Here is a 16,350-nt window from a genome sequence, read left to right on the forward strand (position 1 = left end):
GGGGGGCGGGTGGGGGGGGGGGGGGCGCGGGGCGGCGCACCCCAACACCCCGGGTGCCGCCCCCTCTCCCCGGGGGGGGGGGCGGCTGTCTCCCCCCCCCCCCCCGGCCCCTCCCTCGTCACTCTCAGGCGCGGTAGATCGACTCCACCTCGTCCGCGAAGTCCTTCGCCACCACGTTCCGCTTCAGCTTCAGCGACGGCGTGATGTGGCCCGCTTCCTCGGTGAACTGGGCGGGAAGAATACGGAACTTGCGCACCGACTCCGCCTTGGAGACCGCCGCGTTGCCGTCGTCCACCGCCCGCTGCACCTCGGCCAGCAGCTCCGCGTCCTCGCGCAGCGACAGGGCCGTCGAGCCGACCGGCTTGCCGTGCTCCTCGGCCCAGCGGCCCAGGAACTCCTCGTCCAGAGTGACCAGCGCGCCGACGAACGGGCGGCCGTCGCCGACCACCATGCACTCGGCGACCAGGGCGTGCGCGCGGATGCGGTCCTCGATGACGGCCGGGGCGACGTTCTTGCCGCCCGCCGTCACGATGATCTCCTTCTTGCGGCCGGTGATCGCGAGGTAGCCGTCCTCGTCGAGCGTGCCGATGTCCCCGGTGTGGAACCAGCCGTCGGCCAGCGCCTCGGCCGAGGCCGACTCGTTCTTCCAGTACCCGGTGAACAGGTGCTCGCCGTGCAGCAGCACCTCGCCGTCGTCCGCGATCCGCACCACGGAGCCGGGCAGCGGCTGGCCGACCGTGCCGATCTTCGGCCGGTCCCACGGGTTGAACGCGGTCGCCGCACAGGTCTCGGTCAGGCCGTAGCCCTCCAGGACCGTGAAGCCGATGCCCCGGTAGAAGTGGCCGAGCCGCTCGCCCAGCGGGGCGCCGCCGGAGATCGCGTACTCGCCGCGGCCGCCGAGGACGGCGCGGAGCTTGCCGAAGACCAGCTTGTCGAACAGCTTGTGCTTGAGCTTCAGCCCCAGGGCCGGGCCCTGCGGGGTGGACAGCGCACGGCTGTAGGCGATCGCCGTGTCGGCGGCCCGGTCGAAGATCTTGCCCTTGCCGTCCGCCTGCGCCTTGGCGCGAGCCGCGTTGTAGACCTTCTCGAAGACCCGGGGCACGCCCAGGATCAGCGTCGGCCGGAACGAGGCCAGCTCGTCGGTGAGGTTCTTGATGTCCGGGACGCAGCCGAGCTTGATCGGGGCCATCACCGAGGCCACCTCGACCAGCCGGCCGAAGACGTGCGCGGCGGGCAGGAACAGCAGCACCGAGCACTCGCCCGTACGGAACAGCGGCTTCAGCCGCTCCACCACGTTGCCGCACTCCGCGAAGAAGCTGCGGTGGGTGAGCACACAGCCCTTGGGGCGGCCCGTGGTGCCCGAGGTGTAGACGATCGTCGCCGGGTCGTCCGCCTTGGCGCTGCGGGTGCGCAGGTCCACGGTCTCGTCCGAGACCTCGGCCCCCGCCCTGCCCAGCGCCTCGACCGCGCCCGCGTCGATTTGCCAGACGTGCGCCAGCTCCGGCAGGGCGTCCCGTACGGAGGCCACGGACGCGGCGTGCGCGTCGCTCTCCACGAGCACCGCCACCGCCCCGGAGTCGCCCAGGATCCACTGCACCTGCTCGGCGGAGCTGGTCTCGTACACCGGCACGGTCACCGCGCCCGCGCTCCAGATCGCGAAGTCCAGCAGCACCCACTCGAAACGGGTGCGCGACATCAGGGCGACCCGGTCACCGGGCTGCACACCTGAGGCGATCAGCCCTTTGGCGGCGGCTCTCACCTCGGCCAGGAACTGGGTGGCGCTGACGTCCGTCCAGACGCCGGCCACCTTGCGGCTCATCACCGCGACTTCGGGATGCTGAGCGGCGTTGCGGCGGATGAGATCCGTCAGATTGCCGTCCGTCGGGACCTCGTACAGGGCCGGAAGGCTGAACTCGCGCAAGACTGCTGCTCCTCATCGGGCTCCGGTGCCACGGCTCTGTGTGACGCACCGGCTGCGGTCCAAGATTGGCGGGTGCTCAGTGGGGTGAGCACGACTGGACTGCCCGGACGTTACCCACCGGTACTCGGTTCCGGATAGGGGGTTCCGGCCAGATGTCTTATGCATCACACATATAAATGGCCCTTTCGCGCACAGTAGTCCACCGGCGTCCCGACGTGGAAGTAACCGCAGGTCCGGACGGTCTACCAGGGGCGGAAGCCGCACTCTAGGGTGATCGCATGCGAGGCAGCGAACCGGACAGCCGGACCTCGGCCCCCAGGTCGACCCGGATCCACGTGGTCAGCGACGTGCACGGCAACACCGAGGCCCTGGCCCGCGCCGGGGACGGCGCCGACGCCCTGGTCTGCCTCGGTGACCTGGTGCTCTTCCTCGACTACGCCGACCACTCGCGCGGCATCTTCCCCGACCTGTTCGGCAAGGAGAACGCCGACCGCATCGTCGCCCTGCGCACCGCCCGCCGCTACGACGAGGCCCGCGCCTTCGGCCGCGAGCTCTGGGCCGGCCGCAACCGCAACACCGAGATCCTCGGAGCCGTACGCAAGCAGTACGCCGAACTCTTCGCCGCCTTCCCCACTCCGACGTACGCCACCTACGGCAACGTCGACGTCCCCGACCTCTGGCCCGAGTACGCCCGCCCCGGCACCACCGTGCTCGACGGCGAACGCGTCGAGATCGGCGGCCGGGTCTTCGGCTTCGTCGGCGGCGGCCTCAAGACCCCGATGAACACCCCGTACGAGATCAGCGACGAGGAGTACGCCGCCAAGGTCGAGGCGCTCGGCGAGGTCGACGTCCTCTGCTCGCACATCCCGCCCGAGGTCCCCGAGCTGACGTACGACACCGTCGCCCGCCGCTTCGAACGCGGCAGCACCGCCCTGCTGGAGGCGATCCGCACCACCCGCCCCCGGTACGCGCTTTTCGGCCATGTTCACCAGCCGTTGGTCCGCCGGATGCGCATCGGTACCACCGAGTGCGTCAACGTCGGCCACTTCGCCTCGACCGGAACCCCCTGGGCGCTGAGCTGGTGAGCGCGGGCGGCCGGGCCGTGGACCGGAGCGCCCCGGGCACGCGATAGCCTGCACAGCGGCAGGCTCCTGCCGACAGCGACCGGTATCACCGCACTGGAGGGCCACGGCGATGGCTGAACACACCAGCTCGAGCATCACGATCGAGGCGGCGCCGGCCGACGTCATGGGCGTGATCGCCGACTTCGCCCGCTACCCCGAGTGGACCGGCGAGGTGAAGGAGGCCGAGGTCCTCTCCACCGACGACCAGGGCCGCGCCGAGCAGGTCCGCCTCGTCCTGGACGCCGGAGCGATCAAGGACGACCACGTCCTCGCCTACACCTGGACCGGCGAGAACGAGGTCAGCTGGAGCCTGGTCAAGTCCCAGATGCTGCGCTCCCTGGACGGCACCTACGCGCTGGCCCCGATCGGCGGCGGCGAGCGCACCGAGGTCACCTACCGGCTCGCCGTCGACGTCAAGATCCCGCTGCTCGGCATGATCAAGCGCAAGGCCGAGAAGGTCATCATCGACCGCGCGCTGGCCGGCCTGAAGAAGCGCGTCGAGTCCGCCCCGGGGGCCTGAGAGACGTGCGTACGGTCCTGGTCACCGGCCCCGGCGGCGCGGGACGTACCACCGTCGCGGGGGGGACCGCACTGGCCGCCGCCGCACACGGCAGCCGCACGCTGCTGATCTCCGCCGAAGCCATACCCGGCTTCCCCGCCGCCACGGAACCCAGCCGGGTCACCGACCGCCTCGACCACGCGCGCATCGACTCCGGCGAGCACTTCCGCGCCGAACTCACCGAACTCCAGAACCGCGCCTCCGGCCTCCTCGACCTGCTCGGCGCGGGCCGGCTGGCTGGCGAGGAGCTGACCGAACTCCCCGGCTCCCCGCAGCTCGCCCTGCTCCACACCCTGCGCCGCGCCGCCGAGGGCGACTGGTCCGGCTACGACACCCTCGTCGTCGACCTCCCGCCGCTCACCGAGGCCCTCGCCCTGCTCGCCCTCCCGGAACAGCTCCGCCGCTACCTGCGCCGCCTGCTCCCCGCCGAACGCCAGGCCGCCCGCGCCCTGCGCCCCGTCCTCGCCCAGCTCGCCGGGGTGCCGATGCCCGCGCAGTGGCTTTACGAGGCCGCCGCCCGCAAGGACGAGGAGCTGGCCGCCGTCCAGGCCCTGATCGAGGACGGGGCCACCACGCTCCGGCTGGTCGCGGAGCCGGGCCCCGCCGCCGAGGACGCCCTGCGCACCGCCCGGACCGGCCTCGCCCTGTACGGGCTGAGCGCCGACCTGCTCGTCGCCTCCCGCGTACTGCCCCGGCACTCCCCGGACCCCTGGTTCGCCGCGCTCGCCGCCCAGCAGGAGAAGTGCCTGGACCACTGGCACCAGGACGCCGCCCCGGGCCTCCCCGTGCACGAGGCCGCCCACCTGGGCCGCGACCCCGAGGGCCCGGAGGACCTGGCCGCGCTGGGGATCCCCGCCCCCGACGACCGGACGCCCGGCCGGGCCGGCGACCCCTGGTGGACCGAGGAGGAGCCCGGCGCCGAGGAAGCGCCGGTGGTCCTCACCTGGTGCCTGCCGCTGCCCGGGGCCGCCAAGGAGGACCTGCGCCTGGTCCGCCGGGGCGACGAACTGCTCCTGACCGTGGGCCCCTTCCACCGGATCGTGCGGATCGCCTCCGCGCTGCGCCGCTGCACCGTCTCCGGCGCGGCCCTGGCCGACGGGGTGCTGCGGGTGCGGTTCACGCCGGACCCGGCCCTGTGGCCGCGCACCTCCTGAACGGCGTGCGGCCATTCGGGTAACGTCGGTAGTACGTGAACCGCAGGCCGACCGTCGGCCGCCCGCGTCGCAGGAGTCCGCCATGAGTGAAGCCACCGATCGTCCCGTCGACGGCGACGCGTGGGCCGACGCCTGCGCCGAGGACCTCGCGGCCGAGAAGGCCCGCCGCCGCGCGGAGTACGGCCCGCCGCCCGGCTCCGCCGCCGAGGAACTGCGCAAGCTGGTCGACGCCGTCGCCGACAAGGTCTCCTCCCTCCAGACCCCGCTGTTCGGCGTCGCCGCCCCCGCGGTCCAGCAGGCCATCCGGCAGGCGAAGTCCGCTGTCGAGCCGGTCATCGAACGCAACCCGCAGCTCTTCGACCACCTCGCCGCCGCGGGCAACGAACTGCTCGCCGCCTACCGCTCCGCGGTCGAGGGCCAGGAGAGCCGCTGGACCCGCACCACCGAGGGCGCATCGGGCGCCGCGGGCCCCTCGAAGAAGGCCGCCGACGACCCGTCCGACCCCCGGGACGAAGGCCCCTCCGGCACCGAACGCATCGACCTGGACTGACCGGCTCCGGCCGGTACCGGGCGCGGCCTCGGGTACGGTTGCCCCTAGCGGGGCTCGACCGAAACTGAGGGATTCATGGGACTCACCATCGGCGTCGATATCGGCGGCACGAAGATCGCGGCTGGAGTGGTCGACGAAGAGGGCCGGATCCTCTCGACGTTCAAGGTGGCGACCCCGCCGACGGCCGAAGGCATCGTCGACGCGATCTGCGCGGCGGTCGCCGGGGCGAGCGAGGGCCACGACGTGGAGGCCGTCGGCATCGGCGCCGCCGGCTACGTCGACGACAAGCGCGCCACCGTCCTGTTCGCACCGAACATCAACTGGCGTCACGAGCCGCTCAAGGACAAGGTCGAGCAGCGCGTCGGCCTGCCCGTCGTCGTCGAGAACGACGCCAACGCCGCGGCCTGGGGCGAATACCGCTTCGGGGCCGGCCAGGGCCACGACGACGTCATCTGCATCACGCTCGGCACCGGCCTCGGCGGCGGCATCATCATCGGCAACAAGCTGCGCCGCGGACGCTTCGGCGTGGCCGCCGAGTTCGGCCACATCCGGGTCGTCCCGGACGGTCTGCTGTGCGGCTGCGGCAGCCAGGGCTGCTGGGAGCAGTACGCCTCCGGCCGCGCGCTCGTCCGGTACGCGAAGCAGCGCGCCAACGCCACCCCCGAGAACGCCGCCGTGCTGCTCGGCCTCGGCGACGGCTCGGTGGACGGCATCGAGGGCAAGCACATCAGCGCGGCCGCCCGCCAGGGCGACGCGGTGGCCATCGACTCGTTCCGCGAGCTGGCCCGCTGGGCCGGCGCCGGACTGGCCGACCTCGCCTCGCTGTTCGACCCGTCCGCGTTCATCGTCGGCGGCGGCGTCTCGGACGAGGGCGAGCTGGTCCTCGACCCGATCCGCAAGTCGTTCCGGCGCTGGCTGATCGGGGGCGAGTGGCGCCCGCACGCCCAGGTGCTGGCCGCCCAACTCGGCGGCAAGGCAGGGCTCGTGGGCGCGGCCGACCTGGCCCGCCAGGGCTGAGCGGCCTTTCGTACGGCGCATCGGACGCCCCTGCCCGACTCCCGTACCGAGCCGGACGGTTCAGCCGTGATCCGGGTGCTGAGCTACAACGTCCGCTCGATGCACGACGACACCGCCGCCCTGGCCCGGGTCATCCGCGCCTGCGCGCCCGATCTGGTCCTCGTCCAGGAGGCCCCGCGCTTCTTCCGCTGGCGCAAGGCGGCGGCCCGGCTCGCCAGGAGCAGCGAGCTGATGGTGCTGAGCGGCGGGGCCACCGCCGCCGGGCCCCTGCTGCTGTGCTCGCTGCGGGCGAGCGTCGAGCGCACCGAGGACGTCCTGCTGCCCCTCACCCCCGGCCTGCACCGCCGGGGCTTCGCCACCGCCGTCGTGCGGATCGCCGGGGCCCGGCTCGGGGTGCTGAGCTGCCATCTGAGCCTCCAGCGCGACGAACGCCTCGCCCAGGCGGACCTGCTCCTGGAGCAGTTGGCCGCGATGGGCGTGGAGCACGCCGTGGCGGGCGGCGACCTCAACGACGTACCGACCGGGAAGGCGTTCCGGCGCCTGGCCGGGAAGCTTCAGGACTGCCGGGCCGTCGCCCCGTGGGGCGGCGAGCTGACGTTCCCGCCCGAGGAGCCCCGTAAGCGCATCGACGCCGTCTTCGCGACCCCGGGCATCGAGGTGCTCGGCTGCGGGGTGCCCAGCGGACTGGACGGCGTGCGCGAGGACGACCTGAGGGCGGCCACGGACCATCTGCCGGTCCTGGCCGCCCTCAGGGTGCCTGCTGCGAAGTGACCTACACGACCGCGCCGCGCCCCGGGTCGCCGTAGGTGTCGTCATCGTCGTCGTGCGGCATCCGGGCCACCAGGGTGGCGAAGCCGCCCAGGAAGCCGCCGATGCAGAGCGTCGTGAGCCACCACGTCATCTCCCACTGGAACAGCACCGCGATCAGCATCAGCACCGGCCCGCCGATCACCGCGAGCCAGGCGAACTTCGCCGTGACGTCGGCCTCCGGCAGCGGCGGCGGCTCCGGGGGCACGAAGTGGCCCTCGTCCCCGTCGTCCGGCTCGTCGATGCCGTCGTCCTTGGACTCGGGCAGCTCGTAGTCGCGCGGGCCGGCGACACCGGGCGCGAAGACCACCGAGCTGCCCAGCGCCTTCTTCTCCGGCGGCTTCGGGGGCGTCTTGTCGGACCCCTTGTCGGCCGGATCCCCGGCCGAGCCGTCCTTCGGCCCCACCACGTTGCGCTGGTCGTCCTCCAGCAGGGCCAGGTCCTCGACAGCCTTGAACGGCTTGGCGCCCGGCGGATCCGGCGGCTCCTCCCCGTACCCCGCGACGATCGCGGCCCACGCCGCGTCCTCGTCGATCGCCCGCTCCTGCTCCTGCTCCGCTCCCTCGGCCCCCGCCGGCTTCGTCCCCTCCGGGACGGCCGCGGGCTCCGTGGGGCGCGGTTCGCGCTCCTCGTCGCTTCCTGTGCGTTCCGCGTCGTGCTCAGCCACCGGACGTGCTCCCCTTCATCCCGACGCTCGGTGCGAGACGGCCGATGAACCGGTAGCTCTCATCGAAGATCCGCTCCGCATCATGGTCCAACGTCGCCACGTGGTAGCTCTGTTCCAGGAGGATCTCCGAAACATCCGTGGAGGAGATCCGGCTCAGGATCCGCGCGCTGTCCGCGGGCGGCACGACATGGTCCTGCGGGCTGTGCAGCAGCACCACCGGCTGGGTCACCTGGGGCAGGTCCCCGTCGACCAGCCGGAAGAACTTCCGCACCGAGTGCGCGGCGTGCAGCGGCACCTTGTCGTAGCCCACCTCGTGCGAGCCCGGCAGCGCGATGTCGTCGGCCAGGCCCTTCGTCGTCCGCACCAGGTGACGGGCGAGGGGCAGCGCGTACGCCGAGAGGCCGTGCACCTTGTTGGCCGGGTTGACCAGCACCAGACCGCTGATCGCGTCCCCGTGCTTGGCCGCGAGCCGCAGGGACAGCGCGCCGCCCATGGACAGCCCGAAGACGAAGACCTGCGCGCACTTCTCCCGCAGCAAGCGCAGCTCCCGGTCCACCTCCGCGTACCAGTCCTGCCAGCCGGTGACCGCCATGTCCTCCCAGCGGGTGCCGTGGCCCGGCAGCAGCGGCAGCGAGACCGTCAGCCCCCGCTCGGCGAGGTGGTCCGCCCAGGGGCGCAGCGACTGCGGGGATCCGGTGAAGCCATGACAGAGGAGGACGCCGACCTCTCCGCCCTCGTGGCGGAACGGCTCGGCTCCAGGGAGGACCGGCACCAGGGTCTCCTGTTCGTGGGACGGGGCGGGGGAGGGCGCACCTGGGGGAGTGCTTGACGGATGACTTCACCGTACGCGACCGGACCGACACCGACCAGGTCCTTCACGCCCCCGCGAACGCCCCGCACGGCCCGGCCGGGAAGAGCGTCGTCCCCGGCCGGGCGGCGGCCGCGACGACCTCACAGGCTGCCGTGACGACCTCACAGGCTAAGGTCTACCGACAGCACACAGGAGGCACCAGAGTTGATCTACGGCGCAATGAAGTTCTCCATCGGCGGGTCTCTGAAGCTCGCCTTCCGGCCGTGGGTGGAGGGCCTGGAGAACATCCCCGAGCGCGGTCCGGCGATCCTCGCGAGCAACCACCTGTCGTTCTCCGACTCGTTCTTCCTCCCGGCGGTGCTGGACCGCAAGGTCACGTTCATCGCCAAGGCCGAGTACTTCACCTCGCCCGGGGTGAAGGGCAAGCTCACCGCCGCCTTCTTCAAGGGCGTCGGCCAGCTCCCCGTCGACCGCTCCGGAGCCCGCGGCGCGGGCGAGGCGGCGATCAAGGCGGGCATCCAGGTCGTCGAGAGCGGCAACCTCTTCGGCATCTACCCCGAAGGCACCCGCTCGCCCGACGGCCGCCTCTACCGGGGCAAGCCCGGCGGGCTCGCCCGGGTCGCGCTCGCCACCGGAGCGCCCGTCATCCCGGTCGCCATGATCGACACCGAGAAGATCCAGCCGCCCGGCCAGGTGAGGCCCAAGCTGATGCGCCCCGGCATCAGGATCGGCAAGCCGCTGGACTTCAGCCGCTACCAGGGCATGGACGGCGACCGCTTCATCCTGCGCTCGGTGACCGACGAGGTCATGTACGAGATCATGAAGCTCTCCGGCCAGGAGTACGTCGACGTCTACGCCACCGCCGCCAAGCGCCAGCTCGCCGACGAGGCGAAGGCCAAGGCCGAGGAGGCCAAGCGCGAGCGGAAGCAGGCCGCCGCGAGCAACGAGAACGGAACGGAACGGTCCGGCGCGTAACCGCGTCGTTCACCGTCCGGGGGGTGTGCCATGGCCAAGCGTGAGCGGGTCGTACGGATGTCGGTCGAGCTGCCGCTGTGGCGTGCGCTGACGGGCTACCGCGTCCTGACGATGATCTACGCGGTGCTGCTCGCGATCTTCGGGAAGGACAACTTCGGCCAGCAGAGGTTCGAGCGCCCCTGGGTGGCCGTCGCGTATCTGGCCTTCCTCTGCGTCTGGACGCTCGCGACCCTCCCCAAGGTCCGCTCGGCGGCGAACTGCACCAAGCGCTTCCTCGTCGCGGACCTGGTCGTCGCGCTGACCGGCATCCTGCTCACCCCGCTCGCCGACGTCGACTCCCAGTCCTTCGACGGCCCGACGCTGCCCTCGATCTGGACGGCCGGCGCGGTCCTCGCCTTCGCCATCAAGGGCGGCTGGCGGTGGGCGGCCTTCGCCTCCACCTTCGTCGCCGCCGCCAACATCATCCAGCGCGGCGAGCCCAGCCGGGACACCTACCACAACGTCCTGCTGGTCTGGGTGGCCTCCATCGCCATCGGGTACGTCGTCGAGGTCGCCCGCGCCAGTGAGCGCACCCTGGCCCGCGCCCTGGAGATCGAGGCCGCCACCCGCGAACGCGAGCGGCTCGCCCGCGACATCCACGACAGCGTGCTCCAGGTCCTCGCCATGGTCCAGCGCAGGGGTGCCGCGATCGGCGGCGAGGCGGCCGACCTCGGCCGGATGGCCGGGGAGCAGGAGGTCGCCCTGCGCACCCTGGTCTCCAGCGGCCTGGTCCCGCCCACCCGGGTCTCCGAGGACGCGGCCGACGGCGCCGTGGTCCGCACCGTCGAGGTCGACGAGGAGGACAGCCCCGGCGACGGGGGCCCCGTGGACCTGCGCGCCCTGCTCGCCCCGCACGCCGGATCCCGTACGAGCTTCGCCGAGCCGGGCGCCCCGGTCCTGCTCCCCGCCCCCTCCGCCCGGGAGCTGGCCGCCGCCGTCAGCGCCGCCCTGGACAACGTCCGGGTGCACGCGGGCCCGGACGCCCAGGCGTGGATCCTGGTCGAGGACGAGCCGGACGAGGTGATCGTCACCGTCCGGGACGACGGCCCCGGCATCCCCGAAGGGCGGCTCGCCCAGGCGGAGGGGGAGGGGCGGCTCGGGGTGGCGCTCTCCATCCGCGGCCGGCTGCGCGACCTGGGCGGCACGGCAGAGCTGATCTCGGTGCCCGGACAGGGCTGCGAGGTCGAGTTGAAGGTTCCCAAAGCACCGAAGGTTTCCCGGGGGAAGGCAGGAACGGCCCGATGAGCACGCAGAACACACCACAGGGCGAGCAGGGGGCCGCGGACCGGCCCATCAGGGTCATGGTCGTCGACGACCACCCCATGTGGCGCGACGCGGTCGCCCGCGACCTGGCCGAGTCCGGCTTCGACGTCGTCGCGACCGCCGGGGACGGCCCGCAGGCGGTCCGCCGGGCCAAGGCCGCGAACCCGGACGTCCTCGTCCTCGACCTGAACCTCCCCGGCATGCCCGGCGTCCAGGTCTGCAAGGAGCTCGTCGGCTCCCACCCCGGCCTGCGGGTCCTGGTCCTCTCCGCGAGCGGCGAGCACGCCGACGTCCTGGAGGCGGTGAAGTCCGGGGCCACCGGCTATCTGCTGAAGTCCGCCTCCACCCAGGAGCTGACCGACGCCGTCCGCTCCACCGCCGCCGGCGACCCCGTCTTCACCCCGGGCCTGGCGGGCCTGGTCCTCGGCGAGTACCGCCGGCTCGCCTCCGACCCCGCCCCCGTGGCGTCGAACGAGCCCAAGGCCCCGCAGCTCACCGACCGGGAGACCGAGGTGCTGCGACTGGTCGCCAAGGGACTCTCGTACAAGCAGATCGCCGAACGCCTGGTGATCTCCCACCGCACGGTCCAGAACCACGTGCAGAACACCCTCGGCAAGCTCCAGCTGCACAACCGGGTGGAGCTCGTGCGGTACGCCATCGAGCGCGGCCTCGACGACGTCTGATCCGGCGGGGGCGGGGCCGTGGCCGTATATTCGCGCTGACCGGCCCTGCCCTGCCCCGCCCCCAGACACAGCTCGGGAGTACCCGTGGAAATCCTGGCCTTCGGTGTGCAGTCCGACGAGAAGCCCCTGATCGAGAAGGCCTTCGCGGGACTGCACGAGGTCCGCTGCCTGGACGTCTTCCTCAACCGGGACACCGCCCCCATCGCGGGCGGCCACGAGATCATCTCCACCAGTGTCAACGCCGACCTGAGCGCCCCGGTGCTCCAGACGCTCGCCGCCGGCGGCACGCAGATGATCGCCCAGCGCTCCACCGGCTTCAACAACATCGACCTGGAGGTCGCCGAGCGCCTCGCCCTGCGCGTCGCCCGGGTCTCGTACTACTCGCCGTACTCCGTCGCCGAATTCGCCTGGACCCTCGCCATGGCCGTCAACCGGCGCATCATCCGCGCCGCGAGCCGCACCCGGGACTTCGACTTCCGCCTCGACGGGCTGCTCGGCCGGGACATGCGCGGCCGGACCGTCGGCGTGCTCGGCACCGGCAAGATCGGCGAGGCGTTCACCCGGATCGCCCACGGCTTCGGCATGAAACTGCTCGGCTGGGACGTGGCGCAGAACCCGGCCTGCGTCGAGCTGGGCATGGAGTACGTGGAGAAGGAGCGGCTGTTCGCCGAGGCCGACCTGATCAGCCTGCACGTACCGCTGCTGCCCAGCACCCAGCACATCATCGACGAGGCCGCCCTCAAGGCGATGAAGGACGACGCGATCCTCGTCAACTCCAGCCGCGGCGGACTCATCGACACCGCCGCCCTGGTCACCGAACTGCGCGCGGGCCGCTTCCTCGGCGTCGGACTCGACGTGTACGAGGCGGAGGCCGGGCTGTTCTTCCTGGACAAGTCCCTGGAGGGCATCGACGACGACACCCTCGCCCGGCTGGTTACCTTCCCCAACGTCGTCGTCACCTCCCACCAGGCGTACTACACCGAGGACGCGGTGGGCCAGATCGTCGACGCGACCGTCCAGAACGTCGCCGACTACCTGGCCCGCCGCCCCAGCGAGAACGTGCTCGTCCCCAGGACCTGAGGCTCAGCCCGCGACGGGCAGCCCCGCCAGCAGCTCCGTCACGATCGCCGAACCCCGCACGGTCAGCACCGACTCCGGGTGGAACTGCACCGAGGCGAACCCCGGCCCCCGCAGCGCGTGCAGCTCCCCGCTCTCCTCGTCACGGCTCACCTCGATCCCGTGCGCGGCCAGCTCGACGGCGGCCGGGCCGTCGCACCGGGCGGTGAAGCTGTTGTAGAAGCCGACCGTCTCCGGCCGCCCGAACAGCTCGATCCTGGTCTGCGCCCCCTGGTACGGCACCGCCTTGCGGACGATCTCCAGGCCCAGTTCCGCCGCGATCAGCTCATGCCCGAGGCAGACCCCCAGCAGCCCGTGCCGGTGGTCCCGCACCAGCTCGGCCGCCATCTCCCGCAGCAGCCGCATCTTCGGGTCGGTGAGGTCGCCCGGATTCCCCGGGCCGGGGCCCAGCACCACGGGCCCCTCGTGCGCCCGGACCACCTCGCGCAGCCCCGGCTCGTCGTACCGGCGCACCGAGACGTCGAGCCCGGACGCCCGCAGCAGATGGGCCAGCATCGCGGTGAACGTGTCCTCGCCATCGACCACCAGGGCGTGCCCGGACAGGTCCCGGACGCGCTCCTGCATCCGCAGCCAGAACGGGGCGAGCCCGCCGCGCCGGTCGTCCAGCGCCGCCTGCACCCGGGGGTCGGAGGCCAGACGCGGCCCCTCCGCCTCCGCCGCCGGGCGGCCCGGCCGCACCCCGAGGGCGGCCAGCACCCCGGCCGCCTTGGCGTGCGTCTCGGCCACCTCGCTCTCCGGGTCCGAGTGGCGCACGAGCGTGGCCCCGACCGGCACCTTCAGCGAACCGTCGGGAGCGATGTCGGCGGTACGGATCAGGATCGGCGAGTCCAGCGTCTGCGCCCCGTTCGCGTCCCGGCCCAGCAGGGCCAGCGCCCCCGCGTAGTAGCCGCGGCCCCCGGACTCGTACCGCTCGATCACCCGGCAGGCGTTCTGCACCGGGGAGCCGGTCACGGTCGCCGCGAACATCGTCTCGCGCAGCACGTCCCGCACGTCCAGCGAGGACTTCCCGCGCAGTTCGTACTCGGTGTGCGCGAGGTGGGCCATCTCCTTGAGCCGGGGGCCGACCACCACCCCGCCCATGTCGCCCACCGTGCACATCATCTTCAGCTCCTCGTCGACCACCATGGACAGCTCCTCGCTCTCCTTGCGGTCCCCGAGGAACGCCAGCAGGCTCTCCGGGGTGGGCCCCTCCACCGGGTAGCGGTACGTCCCGCTGATCGGGTTCATCACGACCGTCCCGCCGGACATCCGCACATGCACCTCGGGGCTGGCCCCGACCAGCGTCCTGTCCCCGGTGTGGACGACGAACGTCCAGTACGCGCCCCGCTCGCCCGCCAGCAGCCGCCGGAACAGCGCCAGCGCGTCCGCCCGACCGAACCCGGGGATCTCGCCCCGGAACGTCCGCCGGATCACGAAGTTCGCGCCCTCGCCCTGCCCGATCTCGTCCCGGATCACCCGCCGCACGATGTCCGCGTACTCCTCGTCCGGCACGTCGAAGCCGCGGTCCTCGACCCTCACGTCATGCGCGGGCAGCGCCGCCAGCACCTCCGCGAGCTCCAGCTCATGCGACTCGTCGGCGACCAGCACGCTCAGCGGGGTGCCGTCGTCGCGGACGTCGAAGCCCCGCTCGGCGATCTGCCGGAACGGCACCAGGGCCAGCGCGGCCGCCGCGCCCACCGGGAGATCGGCCAGCCGGTCCACCTCCCGCACCCCGCCGATCAGCAGTTCGACGTGATCGTGGTCACGGCCGGGTGTACGGCGGCGCAGCAGGGCGAACGGCGGGGCGTCGTCGGCGAGCAGCCGGCGGACGAGGGCGGAGGCGGTGCGGGACGCGGCGGTACGGGACATGGGCGGGTTCCTTCCGGAGGTCCGTACGAGGGCTCGTACGGAGTGCACGGGGGAGAGGAACGGCCCGGAAACGCAGAAAAGGCCGCCCCTCGGGCGGCCTTCGCGAAGTGTCAGCGCGATGAATCAGCGGGCCGCCGGATGAGCGGTCCACCACCAGTTCTGGATCGAGATCTGGATCTGTTGCGTCGACATGATGCGACCCTAGCGGACGTTCCGGGGCGCCGGAGCGGGTGTCTCAACCAGTGAGCGCTCGAATGGACGCCCTCCACGACCCCGTAATGTTGTGCTTGTGACCGTGAACGCCAATACCTCCGTCGCCGGTGGCAACACCTGGCGAGACCTTCCCGCGGCGCAGCAGCCCGAGTACCCCGACTCCGAGGCCCTGCGCGATGTACTCGCGGACCTCGCGTCGTATCCCCCGCTCGTCTTCGCGGGCGAGTGCGACCAGCTGCGCGCCCGCATGGGAGCCGTCGCCAAGGGCGAGGCGTTCCTGCTGCAGGGCGGCGACTGCGCCGAGGCCTTCGACGCCGTGTCCGCCGAGCACATCCGGGCCAAGCTGAAGACGCTGCTCCAGATGAGCGCCGTCCTGACCTACGCCGCCTCCGTGCCGGTCGTCAAGGTCGGCCGGATCGCCGGCCAGTACAGCAAGCCGCGCTCCAAGTCGACCGAGACCCGCGACGGCGTGACCCTGCCGACCTACCGCGGCGACTCGGTGAACGGCTTCGCCTTCACCGAGGAGGCCCGCATCCCGGACCCCGCGCGGCTGAAGCAGATGTACCACGCGTCCTCCTCGACGCTGAACCTGGTGCGCGCCTTCACCACCGGTGGTTACGCGGACCTGCGCCAGGTGCACGCCTGGAACCAGGACTTCGTGAAGTCGTCCCCGGCAGGCCAGCGCTACGAGGCCCTGGCCCGCGAGATCGACAACGCGCTCAACTTCATGAAGGCGTGCGGCACCGACCCGGCCGAGTTCAAGGCCGTCGAGTTCTACGCCTCGCACGAGGCGCTGCTGCTGGACTACGAGACGGCGCTGACCCGCACCGACTCGCGCACCGGCGAGCTGTACGACACCTCCGGCCACATGGTCTGGATTGGTGAGCGCACCCGCCAGATGGACGGCGCGCACATCGAGTTCGCCTCGAAGATCCGCAACCCGATCGGCATCAAGCTCGGCCCGACGACCACCGTCGACGAGGCCCTCGGCTACGTCGACCGCCTCGACCCCGAGCGCGAGCCGGGCCGACTGACCTTCGTCGTCCGGATGGGCGCCGACAAGGTCCGCGACAAGCTCCCCGAGCTGGTCGAGAAGGTCACCGCCTCGGGCGCGACCGTCGCCTGGGTGACCGACCCGATGCACGGCAACACCTTCGAGGCCGCCTCCGGCCACAAGACGCGCCGCTTCGACGACGTCCTGGACGAGGTCAAGGGCTTCTTCGAGGTCCACAAGGGCCTGGGCACCCACCCGGGCGGCATCCACGTGGAGCTGACCGGCGACGACGTCACCGAGTGCGTCGGCGGCGGCCACGAGATCTTCGTCGACGACCTGCACCAGCGGTACGAGACGGCCTGCGACCCCCGCCTGAACCGCAGCCAGTCCCTCGACCTGGCCTTCCTCGTCGCCGAGATGTACCGCGACCAGTAGTCGGCAGAGGAGCATTCCCGGCCGACGTACCTGTGGGGGGGGGGGGCATGTGGTACGGGGCCCCCCCAGGCAAGACGGGGAATTAGGGGGGGGGGGGGGGGGGGGGGTTTTGGTTGGGATGCACACCGCAAACCCGCGGGGCGCCACCCCGCC

Annotated in this window: 16 protein-coding genes; 11 read left to right on the forward strand and 5 right to left on the reverse strand. The window is 72.2% G+C overall.

Going from position 1 to position 16,350, the window contains the following annotated elements; all coding sequences use genetic code 11:
- Window positions 1–124: 124 nt before the first annotated feature.
- A complete protein-coding gene (locus tag JS521_RS09215) occupies window positions 125–1,921 on the reverse strand; it encodes an AMP-dependent synthetase/ligase (protein ID WP_205082225.1) in 1,797 nt (598 codons plus the stop codon).
- Between the two features lie 278 nt (window positions 1,922–2,199).
- On the opposite strand from JS521_RS09215, the gene JS521_RS09220 reads away from it, so the two are divergent.
- From JS521_RS09220 to JS521_RS09245, 6 genes are all read left to right on the forward strand, one after another.
- Window positions 2,200–3,006, forward strand: a complete 807-nt coding sequence (locus tag JS521_RS09220; protein WP_205082226.1) for a metallophosphoesterase family protein — start codon at window positions 2,200–2,202, stop codon at window positions 3,004–3,006.
- A gap of 109 nt (window positions 3,007–3,115) precedes the next feature.
- The gene (locus JS521_RS09225) at window positions 3,116–3,565 is read left to right on the forward strand and encodes an SRPBCC family protein (RefSeq protein WP_205082227.1); all 450 of its coding nucleotides are present in this window, start codon (window positions 3,116–3,118) and stop codon (window positions 3,563–3,565) included.
- A gap of 5 nt (window positions 3,566–3,570) precedes the next feature.
- Window positions 3,571–4,758 (forward strand): ArsA family ATPase, encoded by a 1,188-nt coding sequence (locus tag JS521_RS09230; RefSeq protein WP_205082228.1) that lies wholly within the window; start codon window positions 3,571–3,573, stop codon window positions 4,756–4,758.
- Between the two features lie 82 nt (window positions 4,759–4,840).
- The gene (locus JS521_RS09235; RefSeq protein WP_205082229.1) at window positions 4,841–5,308 is read left to right on the forward strand and encodes a DUF5304 domain-containing protein; all 468 of its coding nucleotides are present in this window, start codon (window positions 4,841–4,843) and stop codon (window positions 5,306–5,308) included.
- Between the two features lie 75 nt (window positions 5,309–5,383).
- Window positions 5,384–6,325 (forward strand): ROK family glucokinase, encoded by a 942-nt coding sequence (locus tag JS521_RS09240; RefSeq protein ID WP_205082230.1) that lies wholly within the window; start codon window positions 5,384–5,386, stop codon window positions 6,323–6,325.
- 75 nt (window positions 6,326–6,400) lie between these two features.
- On the forward strand, window positions 6,401–7,096 hold the full coding sequence (locus tag JS521_RS09245) for an endonuclease/exonuclease/phosphatase family protein (RefSeq protein WP_372448567.1): 696 nt from the start codon (window positions 6,401–6,403) through the stop codon (window positions 7,094–7,096).
- A gap of 1 nt (window position 7,097) precedes the next feature.
- Here JS521_RS09245 and JS521_RS09250 read toward each other — a convergent pair whose 3' ends face one another.
- Both JS521_RS09250 and JS521_RS09255 read right to left on the reverse strand, forming a co-directional pair.
- A complete protein-coding gene (locus tag JS521_RS09250; protein WP_205082231.1) occupies window positions 7,098–7,799 on the reverse strand; it encodes a hypothetical protein in 702 nt (233 codons plus the stop codon).
- Complete coding sequence (locus tag JS521_RS09255) at window positions 7,792–8,571, reverse strand: alpha/beta hydrolase (RefSeq protein ID WP_205082232.1); 780 nt, start codon at window positions 8,569–8,571, stop codon at window positions 7,792–7,794. The genes JS521_RS09250 and JS521_RS09255 overlap by 8 nt, the downstream gene beginning before the upstream one ends.
- Window positions 8,572–8,814: 243 nt before the next feature.
- Here JS521_RS09255 and JS521_RS09260 point away from each other — a divergent pair, with 243 nt between their 5' ends.
- The 4 genes from JS521_RS09260 (at window position 8,815) to JS521_RS09275 (ending at window position 12,650) form a co-directional block, all read left to right on the forward strand.
- Entirely contained in the window at window positions 8,815–9,585 is a 771-nt protein-coding gene (locus JS521_RS09260; RefSeq protein ID WP_205082233.1) for a lysophospholipid acyltransferase family protein, read from the forward strand.
- Window positions 9,586–9,615: 30 nt separating this feature from the next.
- Window positions 9,616–10,869, forward strand: a complete 1,254-nt coding sequence (gene macS, locus JS521_RS09265) for a MacS family sensor histidine kinase (RefSeq protein ID WP_205082234.1) — start codon at window positions 9,616–9,618, stop codon at window positions 10,867–10,869.
- Window positions 10,866–11,570, forward strand: a complete 705-nt coding sequence (locus JS521_RS09270; RefSeq protein WP_103509749.1) for a response regulator — start codon at window positions 10,866–10,868, stop codon at window positions 11,568–11,570. Before macS ends, JS521_RS09270 begins: the two co-directional genes overlap by 4 nt.
- Window positions 11,571–11,654: 84 nt before the next feature.
- A complete protein-coding gene (locus JS521_RS09275; protein ID WP_205082235.1) occupies window positions 11,655–12,650 on the forward strand; it encodes a 2-hydroxyacid dehydrogenase in 996 nt (331 codons plus the stop codon).
- A gap of 3 nt (window positions 12,651–12,653) precedes the next feature.
- Here the strand turns inward: JS521_RS09275 and JS521_RS09280 are convergent, their stop codons facing one another.
- Window positions 12,654–14,555, reverse strand: coding sequence for an anthranilate synthase family protein (locus tag JS521_RS09280; RefSeq protein WP_205082236.1), 1,902 nt, complete (start codon window positions 14,553–14,555; stop codon window positions 12,654–12,656).
- 123 nt (window positions 14,556–14,678) lie between these two features.
- Window positions 14,679–14,747 (reverse strand): trp operon leader peptide, encoded by a 69-nt coding sequence (locus tag JS521_RS37485; RefSeq protein WP_106429850.1) that lies wholly within the window; start codon window positions 14,745–14,747, stop codon window positions 14,679–14,681.
- A 103-nt stretch (window positions 14,748–14,850) separates the two neighbouring features.
- Here JS521_RS37485 and JS521_RS09290 point away from each other — a divergent pair, with 103 nt between their 5' ends.
- Window positions 14,851–16,197: a class II 3-deoxy-7-phosphoheptulonate synthase gene (locus JS521_RS09290; protein ID WP_205082237.1), complete on the forward strand. Its 1,347-nt coding sequence runs from the start codon at window positions 14,851–14,853 to the stop codon at window positions 16,195–16,197.
- Window positions 16,198–16,350 lie beyond the last annotated feature (153 nt).

This window comes from Streptomyces durocortorensis (assembly GCF_016901035.1).
In the GTDB taxonomy this organism is placed as follows: domain Bacteria; phylum Actinomycetota; class Actinomycetes; order Streptomycetales; family Streptomycetaceae; genus Streptomyces; species Streptomyces durocortorensis.

Coding starts and splice junctions, on each gene's coding strand:
- JS521_RS09220 (WP_205082226.1), top strand. CDS start 2,200: ATGCGAGGCAGCGAACCGGACAGCCGGACCTCGGCCCCCAGGTCGACC.
- JS521_RS09240 (WP_205082230.1), top strand. CDS start 5,384: ATGGGACTCACCATCGGCGTCGATATCGGCGGCACGAAGATCGCGGCT.
- JS521_RS09235 (WP_205082229.1), top strand. CDS start 4,841: ATGAGTGAAGCCACCGATCGTCCCGTCGACGGCGACGCGTGGGCCGAC.
- JS521_RS09225 (WP_205082227.1), top strand. CDS start 3,116: ATGGCTGAACACACCAGCTCGAGCATCACGATCGAGGCGGCGCCGGCC.
- JS521_RS09280 (WP_205082236.1), bottom strand. CDS start 14,555: ATGTCCCGTACCGCCGCGTCCCGCACCGCCTCCGCCCTCGTCCGCCGG.
- macS (WP_205082234.1), top strand. CDS start 9,616: ATGGCCAAGCGTGAGCGGGTCGTACGGATGTCGGTCGAGCTGCCGCTG.
- JS521_RS09270 (WP_103509749.1), top strand. CDS start 10,866: ATGAGCACGCAGAACACACCACAGGGCGAGCAGGGGGCCGCGGACCGG.